The sequence below is a fragment of the Bradyrhizobium sp. WSM471 genome (assembly GCF_000244915.1).
Classification (GTDB): Bacteria; Pseudomonadota; Alphaproteobacteria; order Rhizobiales; family Xanthobacteraceae; genus Bradyrhizobium.
Window position 1 is genome coordinate 6,859,663 of sequence record NZ_CM001442.1, and the last position, 20,016, is coordinate 6,879,678.

The 20,016-nt window shown below is 64.7% G+C and carries 21 protein-coding genes and 1 tRNA gene; 9 read left to right on the forward strand and 13 right to left on the reverse strand.

The genetic code is table 11. The features are described 5' to 3' along the window. Positions 1-32: 32 nt before the first annotated feature. From BRA471DRAFT_RS31220 to BRA471DRAFT_RS31230, 3 genes are all read right to left on the reverse strand, one after another. Entirely contained in the window at positions 33-566 is a 534-nt protein-coding gene (locus tag BRA471DRAFT_RS31220; RefSeq protein WP_007614621.1) for a 2'-5' RNA ligase family protein, read from the reverse strand. 61 nt (positions 567-627) lie between these two features. After that, positions 628-702: transfer RNA gene (locus tag BRA471DRAFT_RS31225), tRNA-Glu, on the reverse strand. A 231-nt stretch (positions 703-933) separates the two neighbouring features. Beyond that, the gene (locus BRA471DRAFT_RS31230) at positions 934-1,278 is read right to left on the reverse strand and encodes a hypothetical protein (protein ID WP_007614622.1); all 345 of its coding nucleotides are present in this window, start codon (positions 1,276-1,278) and stop codon (positions 934-936) included. Here BRA471DRAFT_RS31230 and BRA471DRAFT_RS31235 point away from each other — a divergent pair. The 3 genes from BRA471DRAFT_RS31235 to BRA471DRAFT_RS31245 all read left to right on the forward strand — a co-directional run bounded on the left by BRA471DRAFT_RS31235 (position 1,277) and on the right by BRA471DRAFT_RS31245 (position 3,931). Further along, positions 1,277-2,284 (forward strand): RluA family pseudouridine synthase, encoded by a 1,008-nt coding sequence (locus BRA471DRAFT_RS31235; protein WP_007614623.1) that lies wholly within the window; start codon positions 1,277-1,279, stop codon positions 2,282-2,284. The two genes, BRA471DRAFT_RS31230 and BRA471DRAFT_RS31235, sit on opposite strands and share 2 nt — an antisense overlap. A gap of 217 nt (positions 2,285-2,501) precedes the next feature. Beyond that, positions 2,502-3,401 carry an RNA polymerase sigma factor RpoH gene (rpoH, locus tag BRA471DRAFT_RS31240; RefSeq protein ID WP_007596598.1) on the forward strand — a complete coding sequence of 300 codons (900 nt, stop codon included), beginning with the start codon at positions 2,502-2,504 and terminating at the stop codon, positions 3,399-3,401. 188 nt (positions 3,402-3,589) lie between these two features. Next, entirely contained in the window at positions 3,590-3,931 is a 342-nt protein-coding gene (locus tag BRA471DRAFT_RS31245) for a hypothetical protein (RefSeq protein ID WP_007614624.1), read from the forward strand. Positions 3,932-4,115: 184 nt separating this feature from the next. On the opposite strand, the gene BRA471DRAFT_RS31250 is transcribed toward BRA471DRAFT_RS31245, so the two are convergent. The 4 genes from BRA471DRAFT_RS31250 to BRA471DRAFT_RS31265 all read right to left on the reverse strand — a co-directional run bounded on the left by BRA471DRAFT_RS31250 (position 4,116) and on the right by BRA471DRAFT_RS31265 (position 7,610). After that, complete coding sequence (locus BRA471DRAFT_RS31250) at positions 4,116-4,742, reverse strand: peptidoglycan recognition family protein (protein WP_083843334.1); 627 nt, start codon at positions 4,740-4,742, stop codon at positions 4,116-4,118. 34 nt (positions 4,743-4,776) lie between these two features. Next, positions 4,777-5,988: a GGDEF domain-containing protein gene (locus BRA471DRAFT_RS31255; RefSeq protein WP_007614627.1), complete on the reverse strand. Its 1,212-nt coding sequence runs from the start codon at positions 5,986-5,988 to the stop codon at positions 4,777-4,779. 580 nt (positions 5,989-6,568) lie between these two features. Further along, on the reverse strand, positions 6,569-7,180 hold the full coding sequence (locus BRA471DRAFT_RS31260; protein WP_007614635.1) for a LysE family translocator: 612 nt from the start codon (positions 7,178-7,180) through the stop codon (positions 6,569-6,571). A 55-nt stretch (positions 7,181-7,235) separates the two neighbouring features. Next, positions 7,236-7,610 (reverse strand): response regulator, encoded by a 375-nt coding sequence (locus BRA471DRAFT_RS31265; RefSeq protein ID WP_007614637.1) that lies wholly within the window; start codon positions 7,608-7,610, stop codon positions 7,236-7,238. A gap of 129 nt (positions 7,611-7,739) precedes the next feature. On the opposite strand from BRA471DRAFT_RS31265, the gene BRA471DRAFT_RS31270 reads away from it, so the two are divergent. Then, entirely contained in the window at positions 7,740-8,570 is an 831-nt protein-coding gene (locus BRA471DRAFT_RS31270) for an SDR family oxidoreductase (protein ID WP_007614639.1), read from the forward strand. Positions 8,571-8,744: 174 nt separating this feature from the next. On the opposite strand, the gene BRA471DRAFT_RS31275 is transcribed toward BRA471DRAFT_RS31270, so the two are convergent. Then, a complete protein-coding gene (locus BRA471DRAFT_RS31275) occupies positions 8,745-9,551 on the reverse strand; it encodes a lytic murein transglycosylase (protein ID WP_007614641.1) in 807 nt (268 codons plus the stop codon). Positions 9,552-9,709: 158 nt separating this feature from the next. Here BRA471DRAFT_RS31275 and BRA471DRAFT_RS31280 point away from each other — a divergent pair, with 158 nt between their 5' ends. From BRA471DRAFT_RS31280 to BRA471DRAFT_RS31285, 3 genes are all read left to right on the forward strand, one after another. Continuing rightward, on the forward strand, positions 9,710-10,648 hold the full coding sequence (locus BRA471DRAFT_RS31280) for an OmpA family protein (protein WP_007614642.1): 939 nt from the start codon (positions 9,710-9,712) through the stop codon (positions 10,646-10,648). 65 nt (positions 10,649-10,713) lie between these two features. Next, a complete protein-coding gene (locus BRA471DRAFT_RS38560; RefSeq protein ID WP_157234107.1) occupies positions 10,714-10,851 on the forward strand; it encodes a hypothetical protein in 138 nt (45 codons plus the stop codon). A 409-nt stretch (positions 10,852-11,260) separates the two neighbouring features. Further along, a complete protein-coding gene (locus BRA471DRAFT_RS31285; protein WP_007614643.1) occupies positions 11,261-11,497 on the forward strand; it encodes a hypothetical protein in 237 nt (78 codons plus the stop codon). A gap of 166 nt (positions 11,498-11,663) precedes the next feature. Here BRA471DRAFT_RS31285 and rpoD read toward each other — a convergent pair whose 3' ends face one another. Together rpoD and dnaG are read right to left on the reverse strand one after the other, a co-directional pair. Further along, positions 11,664-13,814, reverse strand: coding sequence for an RNA polymerase sigma factor RpoD (gene rpoD, locus BRA471DRAFT_RS31290; protein ID WP_007614644.1), 2,151 nt, complete (start codon positions 13,812-13,814; stop codon positions 11,664-11,666). 377 nt (positions 13,815-14,191) lie between these two features. Beyond that, positions 14,192-16,204, reverse strand: coding sequence for a DNA primase (gene dnaG, locus BRA471DRAFT_RS31295; protein WP_007614645.1), 2,013 nt, complete (start codon positions 16,202-16,204; stop codon positions 14,192-14,194). A gap of 159 nt (positions 16,205-16,363) precedes the next feature. Here dnaG and BRA471DRAFT_RS31300 point away from each other — a divergent pair, with 159 nt between their 5' ends. After that, positions 16,364-16,927: a chlorite dismutase family protein gene (locus BRA471DRAFT_RS31300; protein WP_007614646.1), complete on the forward strand. Its 564-nt coding sequence runs from the start codon at positions 16,364-16,366 to the stop codon at positions 16,925-16,927. Here BRA471DRAFT_RS31300 and BRA471DRAFT_RS31305 read toward each other — a convergent pair. Next, on the reverse strand, positions 16,924-17,322 hold the full coding sequence (locus BRA471DRAFT_RS31305; RefSeq protein ID WP_007614647.1) for a gamma-glutamylcyclotransferase: 399 nt from the start codon (positions 17,320-17,322) through the stop codon (positions 16,924-16,926). The two genes, BRA471DRAFT_RS31300 and BRA471DRAFT_RS31305, sit on opposite strands and share 4 nt — an antisense overlap. A gap of 178 nt (positions 17,323-17,500) precedes the next feature. Beyond that, the gene (locus tag BRA471DRAFT_RS31310; RefSeq protein ID WP_007614649.1) at positions 17,501-18,412 is read right to left on the reverse strand and encodes a transglutaminase family protein; all 912 of its coding nucleotides are present in this window, start codon (positions 18,410-18,412) and stop codon (positions 17,501-17,503) included. 91 nt (positions 18,413-18,503) lie between these two features. Here BRA471DRAFT_RS31310 and BRA471DRAFT_RS31315 point away from each other — a divergent pair, with 91 nt between their 5' ends. Then, positions 18,504-19,310 (forward strand): N-formylglutamate amidohydrolase, encoded by an 807-nt coding sequence (locus BRA471DRAFT_RS31315; protein WP_007614656.1) that lies wholly within the window; start codon positions 18,504-18,506, stop codon positions 19,308-19,310. An 11-nt stretch (positions 19,311-19,321) separates the two neighbouring features. Here the strand turns inward: BRA471DRAFT_RS31315 and BRA471DRAFT_RS31320 are convergent, their stop codons facing one another. After that, a complete protein-coding gene (locus BRA471DRAFT_RS31320; protein ID WP_007614658.1) occupies positions 19,322-19,942 on the reverse strand; it encodes a LysE family translocator in 621 nt (206 codons plus the stop codon). Positions 19,943-20,016 lie beyond the last annotated feature (74 nt).

The window sequence follows — 20,016 nt, forward strand, 5'->3', positions numbered from 1 at the left end:
GTCGCGATCAATGACGCCGAAGCGACAACCAACTACGATGGCAATTTTCGCTCGGAGATGATCCGCACCGGCGGAAAGGCGACGCAATCCACCACATCGAACAGCACTTCAATTCGTCGCTCGAATGAGCGTGCGAATGCAAGGGCGTCACCGCGACATTCATCGGCGATGCGCGTGCCGAGCGTGCAATGCGGCGTCCACGTTCCCGGCCGGTAATGAGGACGACAATGTGCCGGGTCGATTGCGGCGCTGATAGAGCTGTGGATGCGGGTTAGCGCCTCATTGCAGGTCGGCTCCACCCAGAGAACGAGTGGCGAGCCTTCGAACCAGCGAATACGTTTGAACTCGATGCGCAATTGCGGTTCATCGACGACGGCCGCCTGCATGGCGTCCCATGCGGTCTTCTCGTCGATGGCAGGCGGATCGTAGATGGCAAATGTGAAATGTGGCCGATAGCCCAGCGTACGCATCGATGGCTCGACCTCGAACGCGGCAACCTGATCCCACAGACGTTCTATCTCGCCAGCGGAGGCATGGTCGGCCCGGATGTTGATGGCAAGTGCCACAGACTCACCCTGTGGGCGGAACAGTCAATCGCCAAACGGAGGCCGATCGACTCTATAAAGGTGGCGCTCCCTAGGGGAATCGAACCCCTGTTTCAGCCTTGAGAGGGCCGCGTCCTAACCGCTAGACGAAGGGAGCGTTGAGGGAGAGGACATAGCCTCGAATTTTGCCGGCGGCAAGCGGGGATCGAGGGGTTTTAGACGCGCAATCGGCGTCGTCCTGGCGAAAGCCAGGACCCATTACCCCGTATGCGGATGGTTAAGACCGATCGGAGTGGCGATCTCGTTCACGCAACCGGATTCGGTGGTTATGGGTCCTGGCTTTCGCCAGGACGACGGCTGAGGCGAGTTCCGCGCCCCAGCCCCCGCGTTACGGCTCATTGGCGAATTTCAGCTTTCCGGCCGGCCTCAGAGTATGGGCATCGAAGGTGCGGATCTCGGTGACGCCGCCGACATCGAGCGTGATCACGAGCCGGTCGCCGGCCACACCGCTCGAGACGATTTTGGCGCCCTTGGGCAGGGTGGCGGTGACGTCGCCGACAGGCTCGGGCGCCCTTCCCTCGGACTTGAAAAGGCGGTAGCCCACCGCGATCAGCACGGCGCAGATTGCCAGCGCCGTGGTCAACCCCGCGATCAGCATCATCCGCCGCACCCGCGCGAACAGCGCGGCCTGCTCGGGGCTCGGGTCGGGAACAGCGGTATCAGACGTCGTCATGGAAAATTCTGGCTCTGCGCAAAGGTTGGAGGTGGTCGTCGAGGGCTCCGAGGGCTCGACCCGGCTCGACCGCGTGCTGGCGGTGCACCTTGCCGAGCTGTCGCGATCGAGGCTGAAAGCCCTGATTCTGGCGGGCGCGGTGAGCCTCAGGGACGCCGCGATCCGGGACCCCGCTTATCACGTCGCATCCGGCGATACGATCACAATCGACGTGCCGGAAGCGGCCGCGCCGGAGCCGAAAGGCGAGGATATCGCCCTCGACATCGTGTTCGAGGACGACGACATCGTCGTCCTCAACAAGCCGAAGGGGCTGGTGGTGCATCCCGCGGCGGGCCACGAGACCGGCACGCTGGTGAACGCGCTGATCGCCCATTGCGGCTCATCGCTGTCGGGCATCGGTGGCGTCCGCCGACCCGGCATCGTGCACCGGCTGGACAAGGACACCACGGGGTTGATGGTGGTCGCCAAGAACGACCTCGCGCATGCCTCGCTCACCGCGCAATTCGCCGACCACGGCCGCACCGGGCCGATGCGGCGCGGCTACATGGCCTTCGCATGGGGGCTGCCGGGCCGCCATCGCGGCACCGTGGACGCGCCGATCGACCGCCACCCGCATGCGCGCGAGAAGATGGCGGTGCGCCAGGGCGGCCGCGAGGCGGTGACGCATTGGGAGCTGCTGGAGAGTTTTAACGGGCGTGACGGCAAGCCGATCGCGACGCTGCTCGCCTGCGAGCTCGAGACCGGGCGCACCCACCAGATCCGCGTCCACCTCGCCCATATCGGCCACCCCCTGATGGGCGATGCCGTCTACGGCCCGCATTTCAAGACCAAGGCAAACCAGCTGGCGCCTGAGTCGCAGGCCGCCCTCGCCGCGCTGGGGCGGCAGGCCCTGCACGCTTACCTGCTGGTATTGGAGCACCCGAGGACTGGAGAATTACTCCACTGGGAGACGCCTCTGCCGGAGGATTTGCTTCTCCTTCAGGGGGCCCTGAAAGCGGCGCAATGACGCAGGCCGCTTCAGAAATGCTTTACATTACAAAAAGTTATAGCTGCCACACGGGGACGTGACGTCAGCAATCCTTCCCTTTTTGCCTCCCGATGGAGTATATTGCGCTTGCGTTGAAGACCAACGCGGAACATCGCAGCACCGATCGGCTTTAACCAAGCGGTCGTCTGCCTGGCCCGCCGCTATCGGGGGCCTGAACCTGTTTGGAGGGCGCACTATGGCCCGTACAGCTACCCTGCCGGTCCTTAATGGCGAATCCGGCCTTTCCCGTTACCTCGGCGAGATCCGCAAGTTTCCGATGCTGGAACCCCAGCAGGAATACATGCTCGCCAAGCGTTGGCGCGAGCACGATGATCGTGACGCCGCGCACCAACTCGTCACCAGCCATCTCCGTCTCGTGGCCAAGATCGCCATGGGCTATCGCGGCTACGGCCTGCCGATCTCCGAGGTCGTCTCGGAAGGCAATGTCGGCCTGATGCAGGCGGTGAAGCGGTTCGAGCCCGAGAAGGGCTTCCGTCTCGCTACCTACGCGATGTGGTGGATCAAGGCGTCGATTCAAGAGTACATCCTGCGTTCGTGGTCGCTCGTGAAGATGGGCACCACCGCGAACCAGAAGAAGCTGTTCTTCAACCTGCGCAAGGCGAAGAGCAAGATTTCCGCGCTGGACGAAGGCGATCTCCGCCCCGACCAGGTGGCCATCATTGCCAAGCGTCTCGGCGTCACGGCCCAGGACGTGGTCGACATGAACCGCCGCCTCGGTGGCGACGCGTCGCTCAACGCGCCGATCCGCGACGACGGCGAAGCCGGCGAATGGCAGGACTGGCTGGTCGACAATTCGCCCAACCAGGAAGCCATGCTGGCCGAGCACGAGGAGTATGATCACCGCCGTGACGCCCTGAACGGCGCCATGGGCGTGCTCAACCCGCGCGAACGCCGCATCTTCGAGGCGCGCCGCCTCGCCGATGAGCCGATGACGCTGGAAGACCTTGCTGCCGAGTTCGGCGTGTCGCGCGAGCGCGTCCGCCAGATCGAGGTCCGCGCCTTCGAGAAGGTGCAGTCCGCGGTCAAGGGCACGATCGCAAAGGCCGAACAGGCCGCGCTGGAAGCCGCGCTCTAAGCGCGGGTTTCTAGCGCCAGAGATTGGCGGATCGACGAGAGACAGAAAGCCGGCGGCAACGCCGGCTTTTTTTTGCGTGTGAGGCGCAGCATGTTCGCGGGGACGCGGACCAGGCATCTTGAACCGGCGCTGCCGGTCGAGCGACCAAAAGCATCGGGCCGGCAGCATCAAGAGAACGGACACGCAGCGTGTCGATCATCCTGCAATCCACCGTCGGCGGCTTCTCCGCCCAGTTCATGCGCAAGCTGCCGCTGGTGGAGCAGGCGATGCGCGAGCACGGACTCGAGCCGTCGGAGTTCGTGATCTCGAAGGACTACGCCTCGACCGCGAGCATCCCGCTCATGGGCCCGTTCTTCTTCAATTACAGCGTCTATTTCGGCGACGAGACATTCACCGTCACCGAGCCGAACGACATGGTGTTCCTGGACTACTTCTTCAAACGCGTGCTGGCGGCGGACGGCCCGCCGGAGATGCCGCGGCGGCCGGGCTTGATCCGGCGGCTGTTCGGCTGGATGTCGGAGCCGGTGTGACTGATCTTCCCCTCGCCCCTTGCGGGAGAGGGTGGATCGCCGCGTAGCGGCGAGACGGGTGAGGGGTTGCCTCCGCGAGCACGCCTCTCACATCGTCATTCGCGGAGAGATACCCCTCATCCGGCGCTTCGCGCCACCTTCTCCCGCAGGGGGAGAAGGGAAAAGACTACCGCCGGCGCGCCCTCTACTCCCCCCAAACCCGCGCCAGCGTCGCGAGCCAGCAGCCTTCGCAATAGCGGGCGTCCTTGTAGTCGATCCAGTTGTGCGCATAGACGTGGTCGAGCGGGATGCCGTAGCGCGCGCGCAGGATCTGGACGAGGATCTTCCACGCCGCGACCTGCGCCGCGGTCGGGCCCGTCGTGACGTCGGGATAGTTGCCGGCGAACTCGACGCCGATCGAATTGTCGCGCACCACCTGGCGATAGGTCGGCTTGTTGTCGATGTACTTGTTGTCGTTGCGGTTGGCGCCGTCGCCATGGGTCGGCACCAGGTGTTCCGCGACCGCCCAATAGACGGTGCCGTCGGTCTCGACCCACAATGTGACGCCGCGACGCGTGGGGTTCTTCGCTTGCTCTTGCGCGCCGCCGCGCGCCGAGCCCGCCGGTCCCTCGGTCTGGTGCACGATGATGTTGCGCCAGGGCCTTGCGTTGCCGACGTCGCCCCATGGCGCCAGCCACACCATCTTCAGGCCGGGAATGTCGGGCGTGCCGGAGGCGCGCGCGAGCTTGGCGAGCTCGGCGTCGGTCGCGGCGGCGGGTGCGATCAGAATGAGAGCGGCGAGAACGGCCGCAAGCAGGCGGGAGATCATGATGCGGGTCCAGTGCGGACCCGACGTTAGCACGCCCTTACGCGAATTTGCGCAAGGCCTCGCCTGGACCGATCGGGTCAGGCATGAGCGGCGGCGCCGGATCGTGGACGGCAAAGTCGTTCTTGCCGTTCTTCTTGGCCGCATAGAGGGCGTGGTCGGCATGCGCGATCAGCCGGTCCGGAAACTGGCCGACGCCGCGGTCCCACTGCGCCACCCCGATCGAGATCGCGATCGGAATGTCGATGCCGGTGCAGGTGACGGCATCCTGGCGGCAGACCTCGAGCACGCGGCGGGCGATCGCAGCCGCCTCGCGCAAGGTCGACGACGGCAGCACGACGCAGAATTCGTCGCCGCCGGTGCGGGCGAGCATGTCGCCGGGCCTCAAACGCGTCTGCGCCATCAAGGTGAAGTGCTGGAGGCAGGCATCGCCCGCGGCATGGCCATGGGTGTCGTTGATGGTCTTGAAGCCGTCGAGATCGATCACCAGCAGCGAGAACGGTTCGTTGCTGCGCTCCGAGCGGGCGCATTCCTCAGCCAGCCGCTGCAACAGGTGCCGCCGGTTGGCGACACCGGTGAGATCGTCGAGCAGCGCGAGGTCGGCAACCTCGTTGCGCAGGCGGTCCATCGCCATCAGCAGGAAGCCGAAATTGAGCGTCATCGACAGGAACAGGAGGCCCAGCACCATGACGGCATGAGACTGCCCTCCGGCGACCGACGAGAAATCGCCGCCGAGCAGATTGCCGATCGCACGGGCCGCGAAGATCGCGATGATGGTGATGATCACGATGCCGGAGAGCCGGGCTCCCGGGCTGGCGCGGCCTTCCGGCGGCGACAGCAGCAAACGCAGCGACAGCGCCAGCGGCAGCGCCTGGCCGAGCGAGTAGCTGAGCATGCGCAGCTGCATGTGATCGTATGCGACCATGAAGAACAATACGCCGCCGAGGCTGAGAATTCCCGTCGCAGCCATGACGCGCCAGGACACCGGCTGGCCGTAGAAGCGCTGAATGCCCATGGCGGCAAGGCAGCTCGCGGCAATGATGCCGACGGCTCCGAGCAGCAGCGGGACAGGCGAAACGACGAAAAGGCGGATCAAGGCCGCCATCGTGCCGGTCGCGCCGACGAAGCACGATGCCATCCAGAACCGCGCGGCCGCGAATTTCGGATAGGAGCGCGTCACGTAGGCCCAGATCAGGCCGAGCGCCAGGAAGTTGACGACGAACACGGTCCAGAGTGTGGGCACGTTCAGCATGGCGCGCGCCACAAGCGCAGCGTCGCGCCCTCCGTCCCTGCCAGCTGTCCGTCCATGACCCGTCCCCGTTTTCTTGCGGGGACAATGCGACCGACGCGCTTAACGGAGTCTCACTGCGATCCGCGAAAACATGCCTTTGGTTTTGGATTCATGAACGGCCAGCGCATTGTCGGATCGTTAGGCATGCCGGCGAAGCGGATTCGCGAGCCAAAATCACCCGAAAACGCATCTGAGCTGTGGATAACGCGATGACACGGATGTGACAGCGCGGGGCAGAAGCGCGCGAATCTGCTGAGCTTGTCATTGAGGATGTTGCGAGGCTGGCCCTCCGCCGAGCATCCCTCGTGTCGCGTTTCACCATTAACCCTGAAGAGGATCCTATGGCTAAGAAAGCGAAGAAGGCGAAGAAGGCGACGAAGAAGAAGGCCAAGAAGGCAGCGAAGAAGAAGTAACGAGGCTTCTTATTCTTTGCCCGGGTGGAGCTCGCTCCGCCCGGGCGTCGGGCAAGAGTTGTGAGTTTGAAAACGGCGGGCGCAAGGCCCGCTTTTTTATTGGCTCCCGCGTTTATTGGCTGGAGAAGCTACCGCTCCGCGAACGCCAGCTTGGCGCCGAGCGCGGCGAAGCCGGCGGCAAAACTCCGGCGCAGCCAGGCCATGACGCGCGGTCTGGAGATGACGCGCTCGCGCACCGAGGCAGCGCAGAGCCCGTAGACCACGAACACCGCAAACGTCATCGCCATGAAGGCGCCGCTCAATTCCAGCATTCGCGCCAGCACATGGCCCTCGTCCGCGGCGATGAACTGCGGCAGGAAGGCCAGGAAGAAGATCGACAGTTTTGGATTGAGGATGTTGATCAGGAAGCCGGTCACGATCACCCGGCCAGCCGAACGCTCGCGGATCTCGCCGTCGACCGCCAGTGCCCCGGTCTCGCGTAGCGCCTGCCAGGACATGTAGAGCAGATAGGCGACGCCGCACCATTTCAGTGCGGCGAAGGCGAGCGCGCTGGTGTGGAGCACGGCGGCAAGCCCCAGCATCGCGGCCATCATGTGTGGCACGATTCCAAGGGTGCAGCCGAAGGCGGCCGCGATGCTCGCGCGCGAGCCGCGGGTCAGCGCGGCGGCCAGCGTGTAGAGCACGCCCGTGCCGGGCGAGGCGACGACGATCAGCGAGGTGAGCAGGAAGGACAAGGTCATGGACAGACCTTATCACCGTACCCCGGACCACGAAAGCGGCCCCGCGGGATCGCCTTCAGGACAGTTGCGCGATCTCGGCCTCGCGGAGCACGTCGAGCGGGGCCCAGGGTTTGGCCCAGAATTTCGCGCCGTCAGGCAGGGCCTGCATCAAGGGGCGGCCGGAGGTGACGATGATGTCGAGCCTGGGGTTGCGGTCCTTGGCGACGTGGGCGAGCTCGACGCCGTTCATGCGGCCCGCAAGCTGGACGTCTGTCATCATCAGGCAGAGCGCGCCGGCCCTCTTCTCCAATACAAGCTCGGCCGCCTCGGCGCTCTCGCACTGAATGACGTCGTAGCCGCTTTCTTCGAGAAGAAGACTGAGCATCTCCCTCTGCATGAGGTCGTCTTCCACGATCAGTGCGGTGGCCCGAAATGGCTGTGCTTGTCCCATCGGCGGCTCCCAATGCTGCCTGTCTTCATCAAGTAACGTAGGTTAAGGTGGGAACAGCGATGCGGTTCGGTTCCAATATGAAAAAATGTAAATCATAGTTCCGTTCGAGAGGCTCGACGGGGGATCATCATGACAGCAATCCGCGGCGCCGCCGCCATCACCGGAGCGGCAAGCGGCATCGGCCGCGCGCTGGCGATCGAGCTTGCGCGGCGCGGCTGCGATCTCGCGCTCGCCGATCGCGACGAGGCCGGGCTGAAGACGCTCGCGGCCGAGATCGGCGCCGCATGCAAGATCAGCCTGCATCGCGTCGACGTCGGCGAGCCCGACGACATCGCGCAGTTCGCGCGTGAGGCGACCACCACACATCCCGCGCTCGGCATCGTCGTCAACAATGCCGGCGTGGCGCTGATGGGCTCGTTCGAGGAGATCGACCAGGCGCAGATGGACTGGCTGTTCGACATCAATTTCTGGGGCGTGGTGCACGGCACGCGCGCCTTCCTGCCGCATCTGAAGACGCTGGGCGAGGCGCACATCGTCAACCTGTCCTCGATCTTCGGCATCATCGCCCCGCCGGGACAGTCAGCCTATGCCGCGGCGAAATTCGCGGTGCGCGGCTTTTCCGAGAGCGTGCGGCACGAGCTAGTGGTGGCGGGCAGCCCTGTCAGGCTGTCGGTGGTGCATCCCGGCGGCGTCGCCACCGCCATCGCCCGCAATTCGCGCACCGGGGTCGGCGTCACCGACAATGCGCGCCGGTCGCAATCGATCGAGCGGTTCGAGAACGCGGCCAAGACCACGCCGAGAGACGCCGCGCTGCGCATCATCAGGGGCATCGAGAGAAACGAGCCGCGCATCCTGATCGGCAACGACGCCCGCTTCATGGACCTCCTGCAGCGCTTCCGCCCGGCAACGTACTGGGCGCCGTTGCAGCGCAAGCTGGAGAAGATGGCGAAGGGGAAATGAGCGGCGCCATCGAATTTCACCGTCGTCCTGGCGAAAGCCAGGACCCATAGCCCCCGAATTCAGTTTGGCGAGGACTGGCAGTTACTCAGCATGTGACTGTGAGTCGTTGTAACAAGTCCCGCCTGGGGTGGGTCCTGGCTTTCGCCAGGACGACGGCGGAGAGACATCACCGCGTCACTGCCCCGCCAGCCGATCGGCAAAATACCCGATCGTCTTGCGATAGATCACCGCCCTGTTCCATTCGCGCATGGCCTCGAAATTGGCGGTGCCTTCGCCGTAGGGCTGGCCCATCTTGAAGCCGCTGGTGTGGAGCAGGTTCGCGGTCGAGGCGAGCACGTCGGGGACGCTGTGGCGGAGATCGACGTGGCCGTCGCCGTCGAAATCGACGCCGTACTTGATGTAGGAGGACGGCAGGAACTGGGTCTGGCCGATCTCGCCGGCATAGGCGCCGATCAGGTCGCGCAGCGGCAGGTCGCCGCGCTGCACGATCTTCAGCGCCGCGAGCAGCTCGCCCTGGAACAGCTCCGTGCGGCGGCAGTCATGCGCAAGCGTCGCCAGCGTGCGGATCACCGGCAGCTTGCCGATGTCGCCCTTGCCGAAATCGCTCTCCAGCCCCCAGATCGCGACCAGGATGTAGCGGGGCACGCCGAACTGCTGCTCGATGCGTGAGAGCAACGCGGCGTGGCGCTGCAACATCGCACGGCCGCCATTGATGCGGCCGGGGCCGACGCGGGTCGAGACATACTGCTCAAAGCTCTTGTTGAAGGTGTAGCGCTGGCGCCGGTCGAAGGCGAGCACCGCGCCGTCCTGCTGCACACCGCTGAGCGCCGCGCTGGTTACGCCCGCCGAGACGCCGGCAGCTTGCGCTTCCGAGGTCATGCTCGCGACAAAGCTATTGAAGTCGCCGCCGCAGCGCGCGGCTTGCGCCGATCCGCCGGCCAGACAGGCGATGACGGCGATGGCGAGGGCGTATTTCGACATTCGGATGAATCCTACAGGGAATGAGCGGGGAAGGCAGCGCGCGATCATGCCCGGGAACCGGATTCGCGTCAAAGCGGCAAATCCTCGCCAGAACCGATCGCTGCCTGCCTGCGACAAAACAAATGCGCTCGCCCCCTCCCCAACCGATCGAGATGACCATGTCTATGTCCATGTCGCGCCGCATGCTCGGCGTCCTCGCATCGCTCTCCCTCACCCTGACGGCCGCTTCCGCGCAGACGCGCGATGTGGCAGGTGGCCGCGACTATCCCGGCATCGGCCGGTTCGCCGGCAGCGTCATCACCGGCTATGCGATGAAGGATTTTGACGCGGCGCGGATGCAGGCGGCTCCCTTCAGGGACGGTCAGCCCGTCGATGCGCGGCGGCTCGAGGGCCGCGTCTTTCGCATCGCCTATCGCACCAATCCCGGCCCCTCGATCCTGGAAGTGTCGCGCAATTTCGAGACGCAGCTGGCGAAAGCCGGCTTCGAGACCCTGCTCGCCTGCGACACCGATGCCTGCGGCGCCATTCCCTTTACTGAAGCTATCGACACGCTGCCGGTGCCGCAGATGTGGGTCGATGGTTTCAACTACCGTTACTACGCCGGCCGCAAGACCGAGGGCGGGCGCGAGACCTTCGCCAGCGTCCTGGTCAGCCAGAACAACCAGGACATCACCGCGCAGGTCACCGTCGCCGAGCTCGGGGCCATCGCGAACAAGATGGTGGATGCCGCCGCGATGGCGAAAGGACTCGGCGAGACCGGCCACATCGCGCTCTACGGCATCTATTTCGACACCGACAAGGCGGTGCTCAAACCGGAAAGCCGCCCGACGCTGGAGCAGATCGCAAAGCTGCTGACGAGCCAGCCGCAGCTCAACGTCTTCATCGTGGGCCACACCGACAGCCAGGGCGCCTATGAATACAATCTCGACCTGTCGAAGCGCCGCGCCGAAGCCGTCGCGGCCGAGCTGGTGAAGAGTTTTCGCATCGCTCAGGCGCGATTGCGCACTGCCGGCGTTGGATTGCTGGCGCCGGTCGGATCCAATGCAACGGACGCGGGCCGTGCGCTGAACCGACGGGTGGAGCTGGTGGCGCCGTAGGAACGGTGCATGCGGCGCGCGCAATGTGATGGGAACAACGCTACGTGTGGAGCGCGGAACTCATTATGTTGGGCATCGCAACTTCTGCACGCGGGGAATACGTGCAGGCAAACGCGCTTGCCGACAAGGCGCGCACCGATCGCTGCATTGCGAGAGGAGGAAATATGAACAAAGTGATTTGGCTATCCAATCAATTGCTGTGACGCTGATCGAAACGCGATGTCGCGACCATTGCATATCCGATGCGCTCACTGCGACATCGCAGCGCCAACGATTTGCCTTGCCATGGCATGGCGCCGGTTATAAACTTCTATTCTAGGTTGTCGCCCCGCCAGCCCCGGGCGACACTGAAGACCAAAATAAACGGCGGGCTTCGCGGCCCGCCGTTTGTTGAGGCAAGGGTGAGGCAAGGCTGAAGTTAAGGGTCCCCTCGAAGGAGCGCATCGGGTTTTACGAAGCGTCGGACGCTTCCGCCCTGCATCCGCGCCGCTCGCAAACGGGTTCGTCGATCGATCGCGTAGCCGGTTCTGCCGCCGCAGCGCCCCGCGGCCAGCCCCCGGAAACCTGCCAAAGTCATTTGACTATGGCCCCCTGATCGACGAAAAGCCGGCCATGGCCAAAAAACCCGGAACCAATCCCAAGGGCGAATTCGCCTTTTTCAACGTCTTCTATGAAGACGGCTCCCAACGCTCCAACCGGCGCGTCCCCGCCGAATTGCTCGGCGGCCTCGACGGCGACGAGCCGGCCCGCGCCTACATCATGGAGCAGGACCGCGAGATCGCCGAAAAATCCGGCCGCCCGGCGCTGGAGATCAAGAACCTCGAGCGGGTCGGCGCGAAGAAGAAGTAGGCTTCAGCCCCATCCACGTCTTTGCGAGCGAAGCGAAGCAATCCACGTCTCCACATGCTGCGCGATGGATTGCTTCGCTCCGCTCGCAATGACGGGGCGAGAGCGGAAGCTAAAACAAAAACGGCGGGCCTTGGCCCGCCGTTTTGCTTTGAATCGATGTTCGCGCTCAGTTATCCAAGAAGCTCCGCAGCTTCCGCGACCTCGACGGATGCTTCAGCTTGCGCAGGGCCTTCGCCTCGATCTGACGAATACGCTCTCTCGTCACCGAGAACTGCTGGCCGACTTCTTCCAGCGTGTGGTCGGTGTTCATGCCGATGCCGAAGCGCATGCGCAGCACGCGCTCTTCGCGCGGGGTGAGCGAGGCCAGCACGCGCGTGGTGGTCTCGCGCAGGTTGGACTGGATCGCGGCGTCGATCGGGAGGATTGCGTTCTTGTCCTCGATGAAATCGCCGAGGTGTGAATCCTCTTCGTCACCGACGGGCGTCTCCAGCGACAACGGCTCCTTGGCGATCTTGAGGACTTTTCGCACTTTCTCCAGCGGCATGCCGAGCTTTTCGGCCAGCTCTTCCGGGGTCGGCTCGCGACCGATCTCGTTGAGCATCTGGCGCGAGGTGCGCACGATCTTGTTGATCGTCTCGATCATGTGCACGGGGATGCGGATGGTGCGCGCCTGGTCGGCGATCGATCGGGTGATCGCCTGCCGGATCCACCACGTCGCGTAGGTCGAGAACTTGTAGCCGCGGCGGTACTCGAACTTGTCGACCGCCTTCATCAGGCCGATGTTGCCTTCCTGGATCAAGTCGAGGAACTGCAGGCCGCGGTTGGTGTATTTCTTGGCGATCGAGATCACGAGACGGAGGTTGGCTTCCACCATCTCCTTCTTGGCCTGGCGGGCTTCGCGCTCGCCCTTCTGCACCGAGTGCACGATCTTGCGGAACTCGATGATCTCGAGGCCGGTCAGCGCCGCGAGCTGATGCACCTCGTGGCGGAGGTCCTTGATGCGGTCCTTCTCGTGATGGACGAAGTTCTTCCAGCCCTTCGCCGACAGCTTCGAGACACGGTTGAGCCAGCGCGGATCGAGCTCCGAGCCGGTGTAGTTGCGCAGGAAGTCCTCGCGCGCGACGCCGTGGCTGTCGGCAAGGCGCATCAGGCGGCCCTCATGCGAGACGAGGCGCTTGTTGATGTCGTAGAGCTGCTCGACCAGTGAGTCGATACGCGCCTGGTTGAGGCGCAGCGACTTCACCTCGACGATGATCTCGTCCTTGAGCTTGCGATATTTGCGCTCCTGGTGCGGCGAGAGCGAGGGGCCGTGCGAGGTGCTCTCGAGCTGGTTCTGGATGTCCTGCTCTTGCAGCTTGCGCAGCTTCTTGTAACTGTCGGCGATCTTGTCGAAGATCTCGACGACCTTCGGCTTGAGCTCGGCCTCGATCGCCGCAAGCGACATCTGGTTCTCGAACTCGTCGTCCTCGTCCATGTCGGCTTCGGCGGCGGACTCCGCGGGATCCTTCGCGGCTTCGCCGGCATTGCCCGGCGCAGGCGCGGCGCGGAACGGGGTCGGCGCCGGCGGTGCGGCCGGCGGCGCGACATGCGCGGGCGCGGCGCCGGTGACCTGGCCGCCTTCGGCCGTCGCTTCACCGGTCTCGCCGTTGGGACCCGCGATCATCGCATTGTTCATGCCGGCCTTGGCGTCGGGCCCGGCGTAGGTGGCTTCGAGATCGATGATGTCGCGAAGGAAGATCTTGCCTTCGTTGAGCTCGTCGCGCCAGATGATGATGGCCTGGAAGGTCAGCGGGCTTTCGCACAGCCCTGCGATCATCGCCTCGCGGCCGGCCTCGATGCGCTTCGCAATCGCGATTTCGCCTTCGCGCGACAGCAGCTCGACGGTGCCCATCTCGCGCAGATACATGCGCACGGGATCGTCGGTGCGCTCGCCCGGCTCGCTCTTCTTGACCTCGGTGACGGCCTTCTGGGTGACTTCGACGAGCTCGTTGTCGGTCTCGTCCTCGCCGCTCTCGTCCTTGTCTTCCTCGCCTTCGCTATCGTCGGCTTCGGTGACGTTGATGCCCATGTCCGAGAGCATGGACATGATGTCCTCGATCTGCTCGGGAGAGGTCTGGTCGGACGGCAAAACTTCGTTGAGCTGATCGAAGGTCACGAAGCCGCGCTTCTTGGCCTGCTTGATCATCTTCTTCACGGCCGCGTCGGACAGATCGAGCAACGGCGAGGGCGCGTCCTGGGAGTCCTTCTCCGGCGCGTCCGCTGCCTTGTCGTCTTTTTCCTTGTCCTTCGCCTGCAGCGTCTTTGCCTTGGTGGCCATCCATTGCTCCTAAACGCGTTTCACACAGACGTTCGCCGCGCCCGCGTGAAATCACTTGAACCTGTTGCTCGATGCTCTCGCTTCGTCAGATCTCGACACGGAAAGGGCGGCGCGGACCTCTTGTCGCCACCCCCGACCTTTCACTCGCCGGATTTGCCTAACGCTTCGTAGAGCCTCTTTGTCGCAGCGGAAGCAGGTGTAGTGCCAACAGCAATTGCGCGGATTCATTCCTGACGCGTCTGTTCTGCCTGCGGCCGCCTGGTGGCCAAAGTGCTACAAGACCGTTAAGCCTCGATTAACCCTGTTTTTGCCGCCAAACCTCGGATTTGGCGAGTCTTTTAGCGGTTCCGGTCCCGGCCGTCCGCATGATTCTTTCATCACACGCTCTTCTGGAACCGGCCCGACAGCTCGCCAAAACCCTCGATCAGGGCCTCGGTGCCGTCGACTTCGCCTATCCGAGCCTTGACGTCGCGCAGCCACGCCATGTTGGCCTCGCTGGGATCCTCCCCCAAGGCCATCTCGGCGTCTTTCAGCTCTCTAAGTAGTGAATGGTACTGCCGATGCAAGGCGACCAGCTGATGCCAGGTGGAGAGAACGTCGTCCCGTGCGGCGCCCTCGCGGGCGCCCCACACCGCCGCGGTCGTGATGCCGCCCTCAACCCGTTGAAGCGCTTGCGAAAATCCACCCTTCTCAAGGTCACTGCGCATCTTCTCGGCCAGCTCCCCGGGGTCCGGCGAATGGTGATGGTCGTTGGCGAAGGCGGCGATGATGCCGGCCCGGAGCTTGTGGACCTCAGGATGGGCGAGCTCCAGGGCCGCGACTTCCTCGAGATGGTCGTGCAGCAGCCAGGGATGGTTGATCAGGATTTGCAGGATCAGGGCCTCGCGGCGGGAAATCGCGCTGCGCTGGCCGCGCATGATCGGGCTTGCCGCGAGCTGCGCGCTCGCCGCCTGGTAGGGTCCGGAGGGCAGCTGGATCGGACCGGGCGGGCCGCGGCGGCCCCCAAATCCCTGGCCGCCGAATCGATTCGCGCCGCCCCCACCGCGGGGCTGGAACTGGCGACCGCCGGGCCCGGGGCGGAAATTGCCACGGCCGCCGCCAAAGCCGCCGCGCCCGCCTTCGGGGGCAAAGGCGCGCTGAAGCCGCTCGGCGAGATCCTGCCGATAGTAGCGCCGCACCACCTCGTCGCGGATGCCGTTGGAGAGCTCCTTGATGCGCGCCTCCAGTGCTGCGCGACGTTCGGGCGTGGCGAAATTGCCGCCTTCGAGCTCGCGCGACCAGATCATCTCGGCGAGCGGACGCGCCGCCGCGATCACCTCCTCGATCGCGCCGCGACCGCCGGAGCGCACGAGATCGTCGGGGTCCTGACCCTCCGGCAGCAGCGCAAAACGAAGACTCTTGCCCGGCGCGAGAAACGGCAAGGCAAGATCCGCGGCACGATAAGCCGCCTTCTGGCCGGCGCGGTCGCCGTCGAAGCAGAGGATCGGCTCGTCCGCCATCTTCCAGAGCAGCGCGAGCTGGTTTTCGGTGAGCGCGGTGCCGAGCGGCGCCACGCTGCCGGCAAAGCCCGCGGTGACCATGGCGATGACGTCGACATAGCCTTCGACCACGATAAGCGCGCTGCCGTCATGGGTGGCTTTGCGCGCCGTCTGGTGGTTGTAGAGATTGTCGCCCTTGTGGAAGAGCGGCGTCTCCGGCGAATTCAGGTACTTGGCCGGAACGTCCTTCTCCAGCGCGCGCCCGCCGAAGGCAATGACGCGGCCACGCAGATCCGTGATCGGAAACATCACGCGATCGCGGAAGCGATCGTAGGGCACCGGGATGTCGTTGCCGGCCACCAGCATGCCGGTCTCGACCATGTCGTCGACGGAGACGCCGAGCTTGCCGAGATGCTCCTTCAGCGCGAAGCGATCGGGCGGCGCATAGCCCAGCCGAAACTGCAATTGCGTCGCCGGCGAGATCGCGCGGTCGGCGAGATAGCCGCGCGCCTTGGCGCCGACGCGCGAGGCCAGCGTCTCGGCGAAGAATTTTGCCGCAAGATCCATGACGTCATGCAGCGAGCGGCGCCGCTGCTCCTGACGCGCCGCATCCGGCGTCACCGCCGGCAGCGGCAGGCCCGCCATGTTGGCGAGCCGCTCCACGGCCTCCGCGAACGGCAGGCCGTCGGTCTCCATCATGAAGCTGATGATGTCGCCGTGCTTGCCCGAGGAGAAGTCGTGGTAAAAACCCTTCTGGTCGTTGACGTAGAAGGACGGCGTCTTTTCCTGCTGGAACGGCGACAGTCCCTTCCACTCCCGCCCCGCCTTCTTCAGCTTGACGCGCTTGCCCACGACTTCGGAGACCGAAAGCCTGGCACGCAGCTCGTCGAGGAATTGGGGCGTGAAGCGCATCAGATTGATTTCTGGGGTGAGTCGGGCGTTTTGCCAACGAATAGGCATATAAGGATGGCCCCGGGAAATACGAAGCACTTGGGGCTTCTCCCGGCTATTCACAGGTCGAAGATTCGACAGAGGCCTTGAACCCGGCCCGGTTCCACGCCTCCATGGGCGATGTTCAGGACCTTCCGAGGCGGCCAGAGCGGGGGTTGGCGCATCACCTCGATTTCCCCGGTGACGGGCGAGCCGCTGCCCTTTATGCCGGCGCTGTCGGTCACCGACAGCGAGGCCATCGCGCTGCCGCTCGTGCCCTCGCGCAATGCCTGGCGGCTGGTCGGCGCCGCAAGCAGCTTGCGCTACACCGAGCGCGCCGAGAAGCAGCAGCTCATTGCCGTGCAAGCCGGCCTCGGCCGGCTGGAAGCGACCAGTGCGGCGCTGATCCCAATCCGCAAGTCGCAGGCCTGGTGGGATCTGACCCAGGAAGAGCGCCGCAGGATCTTCGAGGACAAGTCGCATCACATCGCGAGCAGCCTGCGCTACCTGCCCGCAATTGCACGCCAGCTCTATCATTGCCGCGACCTCGGCGGGCCCTTCGATTTCCTGACCTGGTTCGAATTCGCGCCCGCGCACGCCTCGCTGTTCGAGGAGCTGGTGGCGATGCTCAGGCGGACCGAGGAGTGGACCTATGTCGAGCGCGAGGTCGATGTGCGCGCGGTGAAGGAAGTGCTGTCGGCCTAGTGATCGAGGAAGCGGCCGGATTCGATGCGCGGCAGATCGGTGACCGGCCAGTTGTAGATGTAAGTCCAGGCCGGTGCCGTCACGCCATCTGCGTCTGTCACGTCGACCAGTCTGCGCAGATATTCGGTCGGCTCCGGAAAGCCCTCGCCGCAAGCCTCGTACATGTCGAGCTCGCGCAAGAGTTCGTCGGGCACGCGCAGGTGAAAGAGTTCGCCGTGGATGCGGTCGGACGGCACATCGGAGAGCAGCAGCCCCGGATAATGCTTCACCAGAACGAGCCGGCCACGGCAGGTCGCTTCACCCAGAAAATCCGCGTGGCCCGCAAGCAGCCGCGCCATCGGATGATCGAAGCCGCGCATCAGCGTGCCGTAGACGAAAAGACGATTGGAGGTCATGGGGGCTCTATAGCTGCGAATGATGCGGAGCAACAGCGCCACACATTCCAGTGTCGTCCTGGCGAAAGCCAGGACCCATAGCCACCGAACATGGGAACGGCAACGCTATGGCCGTCGCACCACGCTGACAGTCGGAGTAATGGGTCCTGGCTTTCGCCAGGACGACGACGGTGAGCGGCTACGAAACCTCCGCCTCCAGCTCCTCGCCGCTGCGTTGCTCGTCCGACACCACCCTGATGGTCACGTCCATGGCGTCGAACGCGCCCGCAGGGCCGATATAGACGCCGTGCAGCGGGATCGCCTGGCGCGGATCGCGTGCGACCGCAACGCGGATGAGATCGCGGGTGCCGACGATGCCGTTGGTCGGATCGAACTCGATCCAGCCCGCGCTCGGCAGGTAGACCTGCACCCAGGCATGGGTCGAACCACCGCCGACATGGCGCTGCTCGATATCCTCCGGCAGGAAGATGTAGCCGGAGACGAAGCGTGCGGCGAAGCCGAGATGGCGCAGCGCCTCGATCATGAACAGCGCGTAGTCGCGGCAGGTTCCGCTACCGGACTGCAAGGTGTCGAGCGGATGCTGCGTGCCCAGTTCGTGGCGCTTGCGATACTTGAACCGCTCGCGGATGCCGTGGGTCATGCCGCTCAGGATCTTGAAGGTCGGCGTCGGCGCGTCCTCGTCGAGAAAGCCGCGCGCCCATTCCGCGATCTCGCCGTCGGGATCGGTATATTGCGGCGTGATGTAGTGGACGAGGTCGGGAAACTCCTCGTCGTCATACGCGAACGGATAGAAATAGGCCGAGTCGTCCGGCGTCAGCGCGAACTCCTCCACCGGATTGTGCTCGACGGTGACGTGCCAGTCGAAGACCAGCGTGGCCGCGCGCTCGTCGAAATTCGCGATCGCGACGGAATTGCCGAACACGTCGTGGATCCAGTGCAGCGACATCGGCTCGGGTGAGATCTCGAGCCTGGAGTCGAGCACGCGCAGATCATGCCCGTCGCGCGGACGCAGCATGATCCTGTGTTCGCCGAACGCCACGGGGCGGGTGTAGCGATATTCGGTCTTGTGATGAATCGTCAGCAGCGGCATCGTCAGGCAATCATGGTGATGTCGGGCGGACCAATCTATAGCAATCCCGCCCGATTCTTCGGGGTGACTGCTGTTTCATTAGGCAATCAGGATGGCTTTAGACACAATCGAGGCGACCAATCAACTCCTCGGCGAGGGTGACGTCCCCCCGGTGCACGAGGTGAATGCGCAAGGGACGTCGCCTTTTTTGCTCACCTCGGACCACTACGGACGGGTCCTGCCGGCTGCGCTGGGCGATCTCGGCGTCGCGGGAGGCGAGCTGACGCGGCATATCGCCTGGGACATCGGCATCGCGGGGGTCGCCGACCGGCTGGCAGAGATGCTGGGCGCACATCTGATCGCCCAGCGCTATTCGCGGCTGGTGATCGACTGCAACCGCCCGCCCGCCGCCGTGAGCTCGATCCCCGTGATTTCCGAAGCAACCGCGATCCCGCGCAACGAGGGAATTTCGGAGCAGGAGCGCAAAGCGCGCAGGCGCGAGATTTTCGAGCCCTATCACCGCCGTATCGATGCCGCGATCGACCGCCGCGTGCACGACAAGCGGCCGACGGTGCTGGTGTCGCTGCACAGCTTCACCCCCGTTTACGCCGGCGTCGCGCGTCCCTGGCACATCGGCGCGCTCTACAATCGGGACACCGTGCTGCCGCAGCTGCTGCTCAAGCATCTGCGCGGCCAGGGCGATCTCGTCGTCGGCGACAACGAGCCCTACGCGGTGGACGACCTCACCGACTACACCATCCCCGTGCACGGCGAAGCCCGCGGCCTCGTCAACACCGGCATCGAGATCCGCCAGGATCTGATCGCCGACCAGTCCGGCCAGCAACAATGGGCCGAGCGGCTGGCGGGGATTTTTGCGGAGATCGAACTGGAGCTGCGGGCGCAGAGGCTGGTCGATTAGCCCGATGGCGGCTATTTCGCCCTGGTCAGCGCCAGCCAGATGCCGCCGCCGATCATGAAGCCGCCGGAGATGCGCGACATCATGCGCGTGCGGCGAGCCGAAAAGAACTTTCGAGCGCGCCCGGCGGCGATGGCGTAGAGCGCGTCCGTCATCACTGCCGTGACCATGAAGGTTGCGCCCAGCAGCGCGACCTGCGGGAAGTGGTCGCGGTTCATGTCCATGAACTGCGGGATGAAGGCGCCGAAGAACACCAGCACTTTCGGGTTCGACAGCAGCACCAGGAAACCTTGCAGGAAGAATCCGCCGCGCGGCGGCGCCGGCGGCTGGTCCACATTGACGCCCTCGACCGGCGCCCAGATCAGCTTGACGCCGAGCCAGACCAGATAGGCGGCGCCGGCAAAGCGCACCCAGTCGAACCAGTAGCCCATGGTCGCCATCAGCGAGGTCAGGCCGACCGCGACGATGCCGATGACGATGGCGAGGCCGGCCTGCGCACCGGCCACATTGGTCAGCGCCGCACGCGTGCCGTGGCGCAGGCCGTTGGCGATGACGAGGGTGACGATCGGCCCCGGCAGCAGCGCGAGCGCGACGCAGGCGGCAAGGAAGGCGAGATAGGCTTGCAGAGACATCATGGGGAGGACTCGCTGACAGCGGTTTGGGGCATTAATGCATGGCACTCATTTTCCGTCCAGCGCCGCCGTCACCC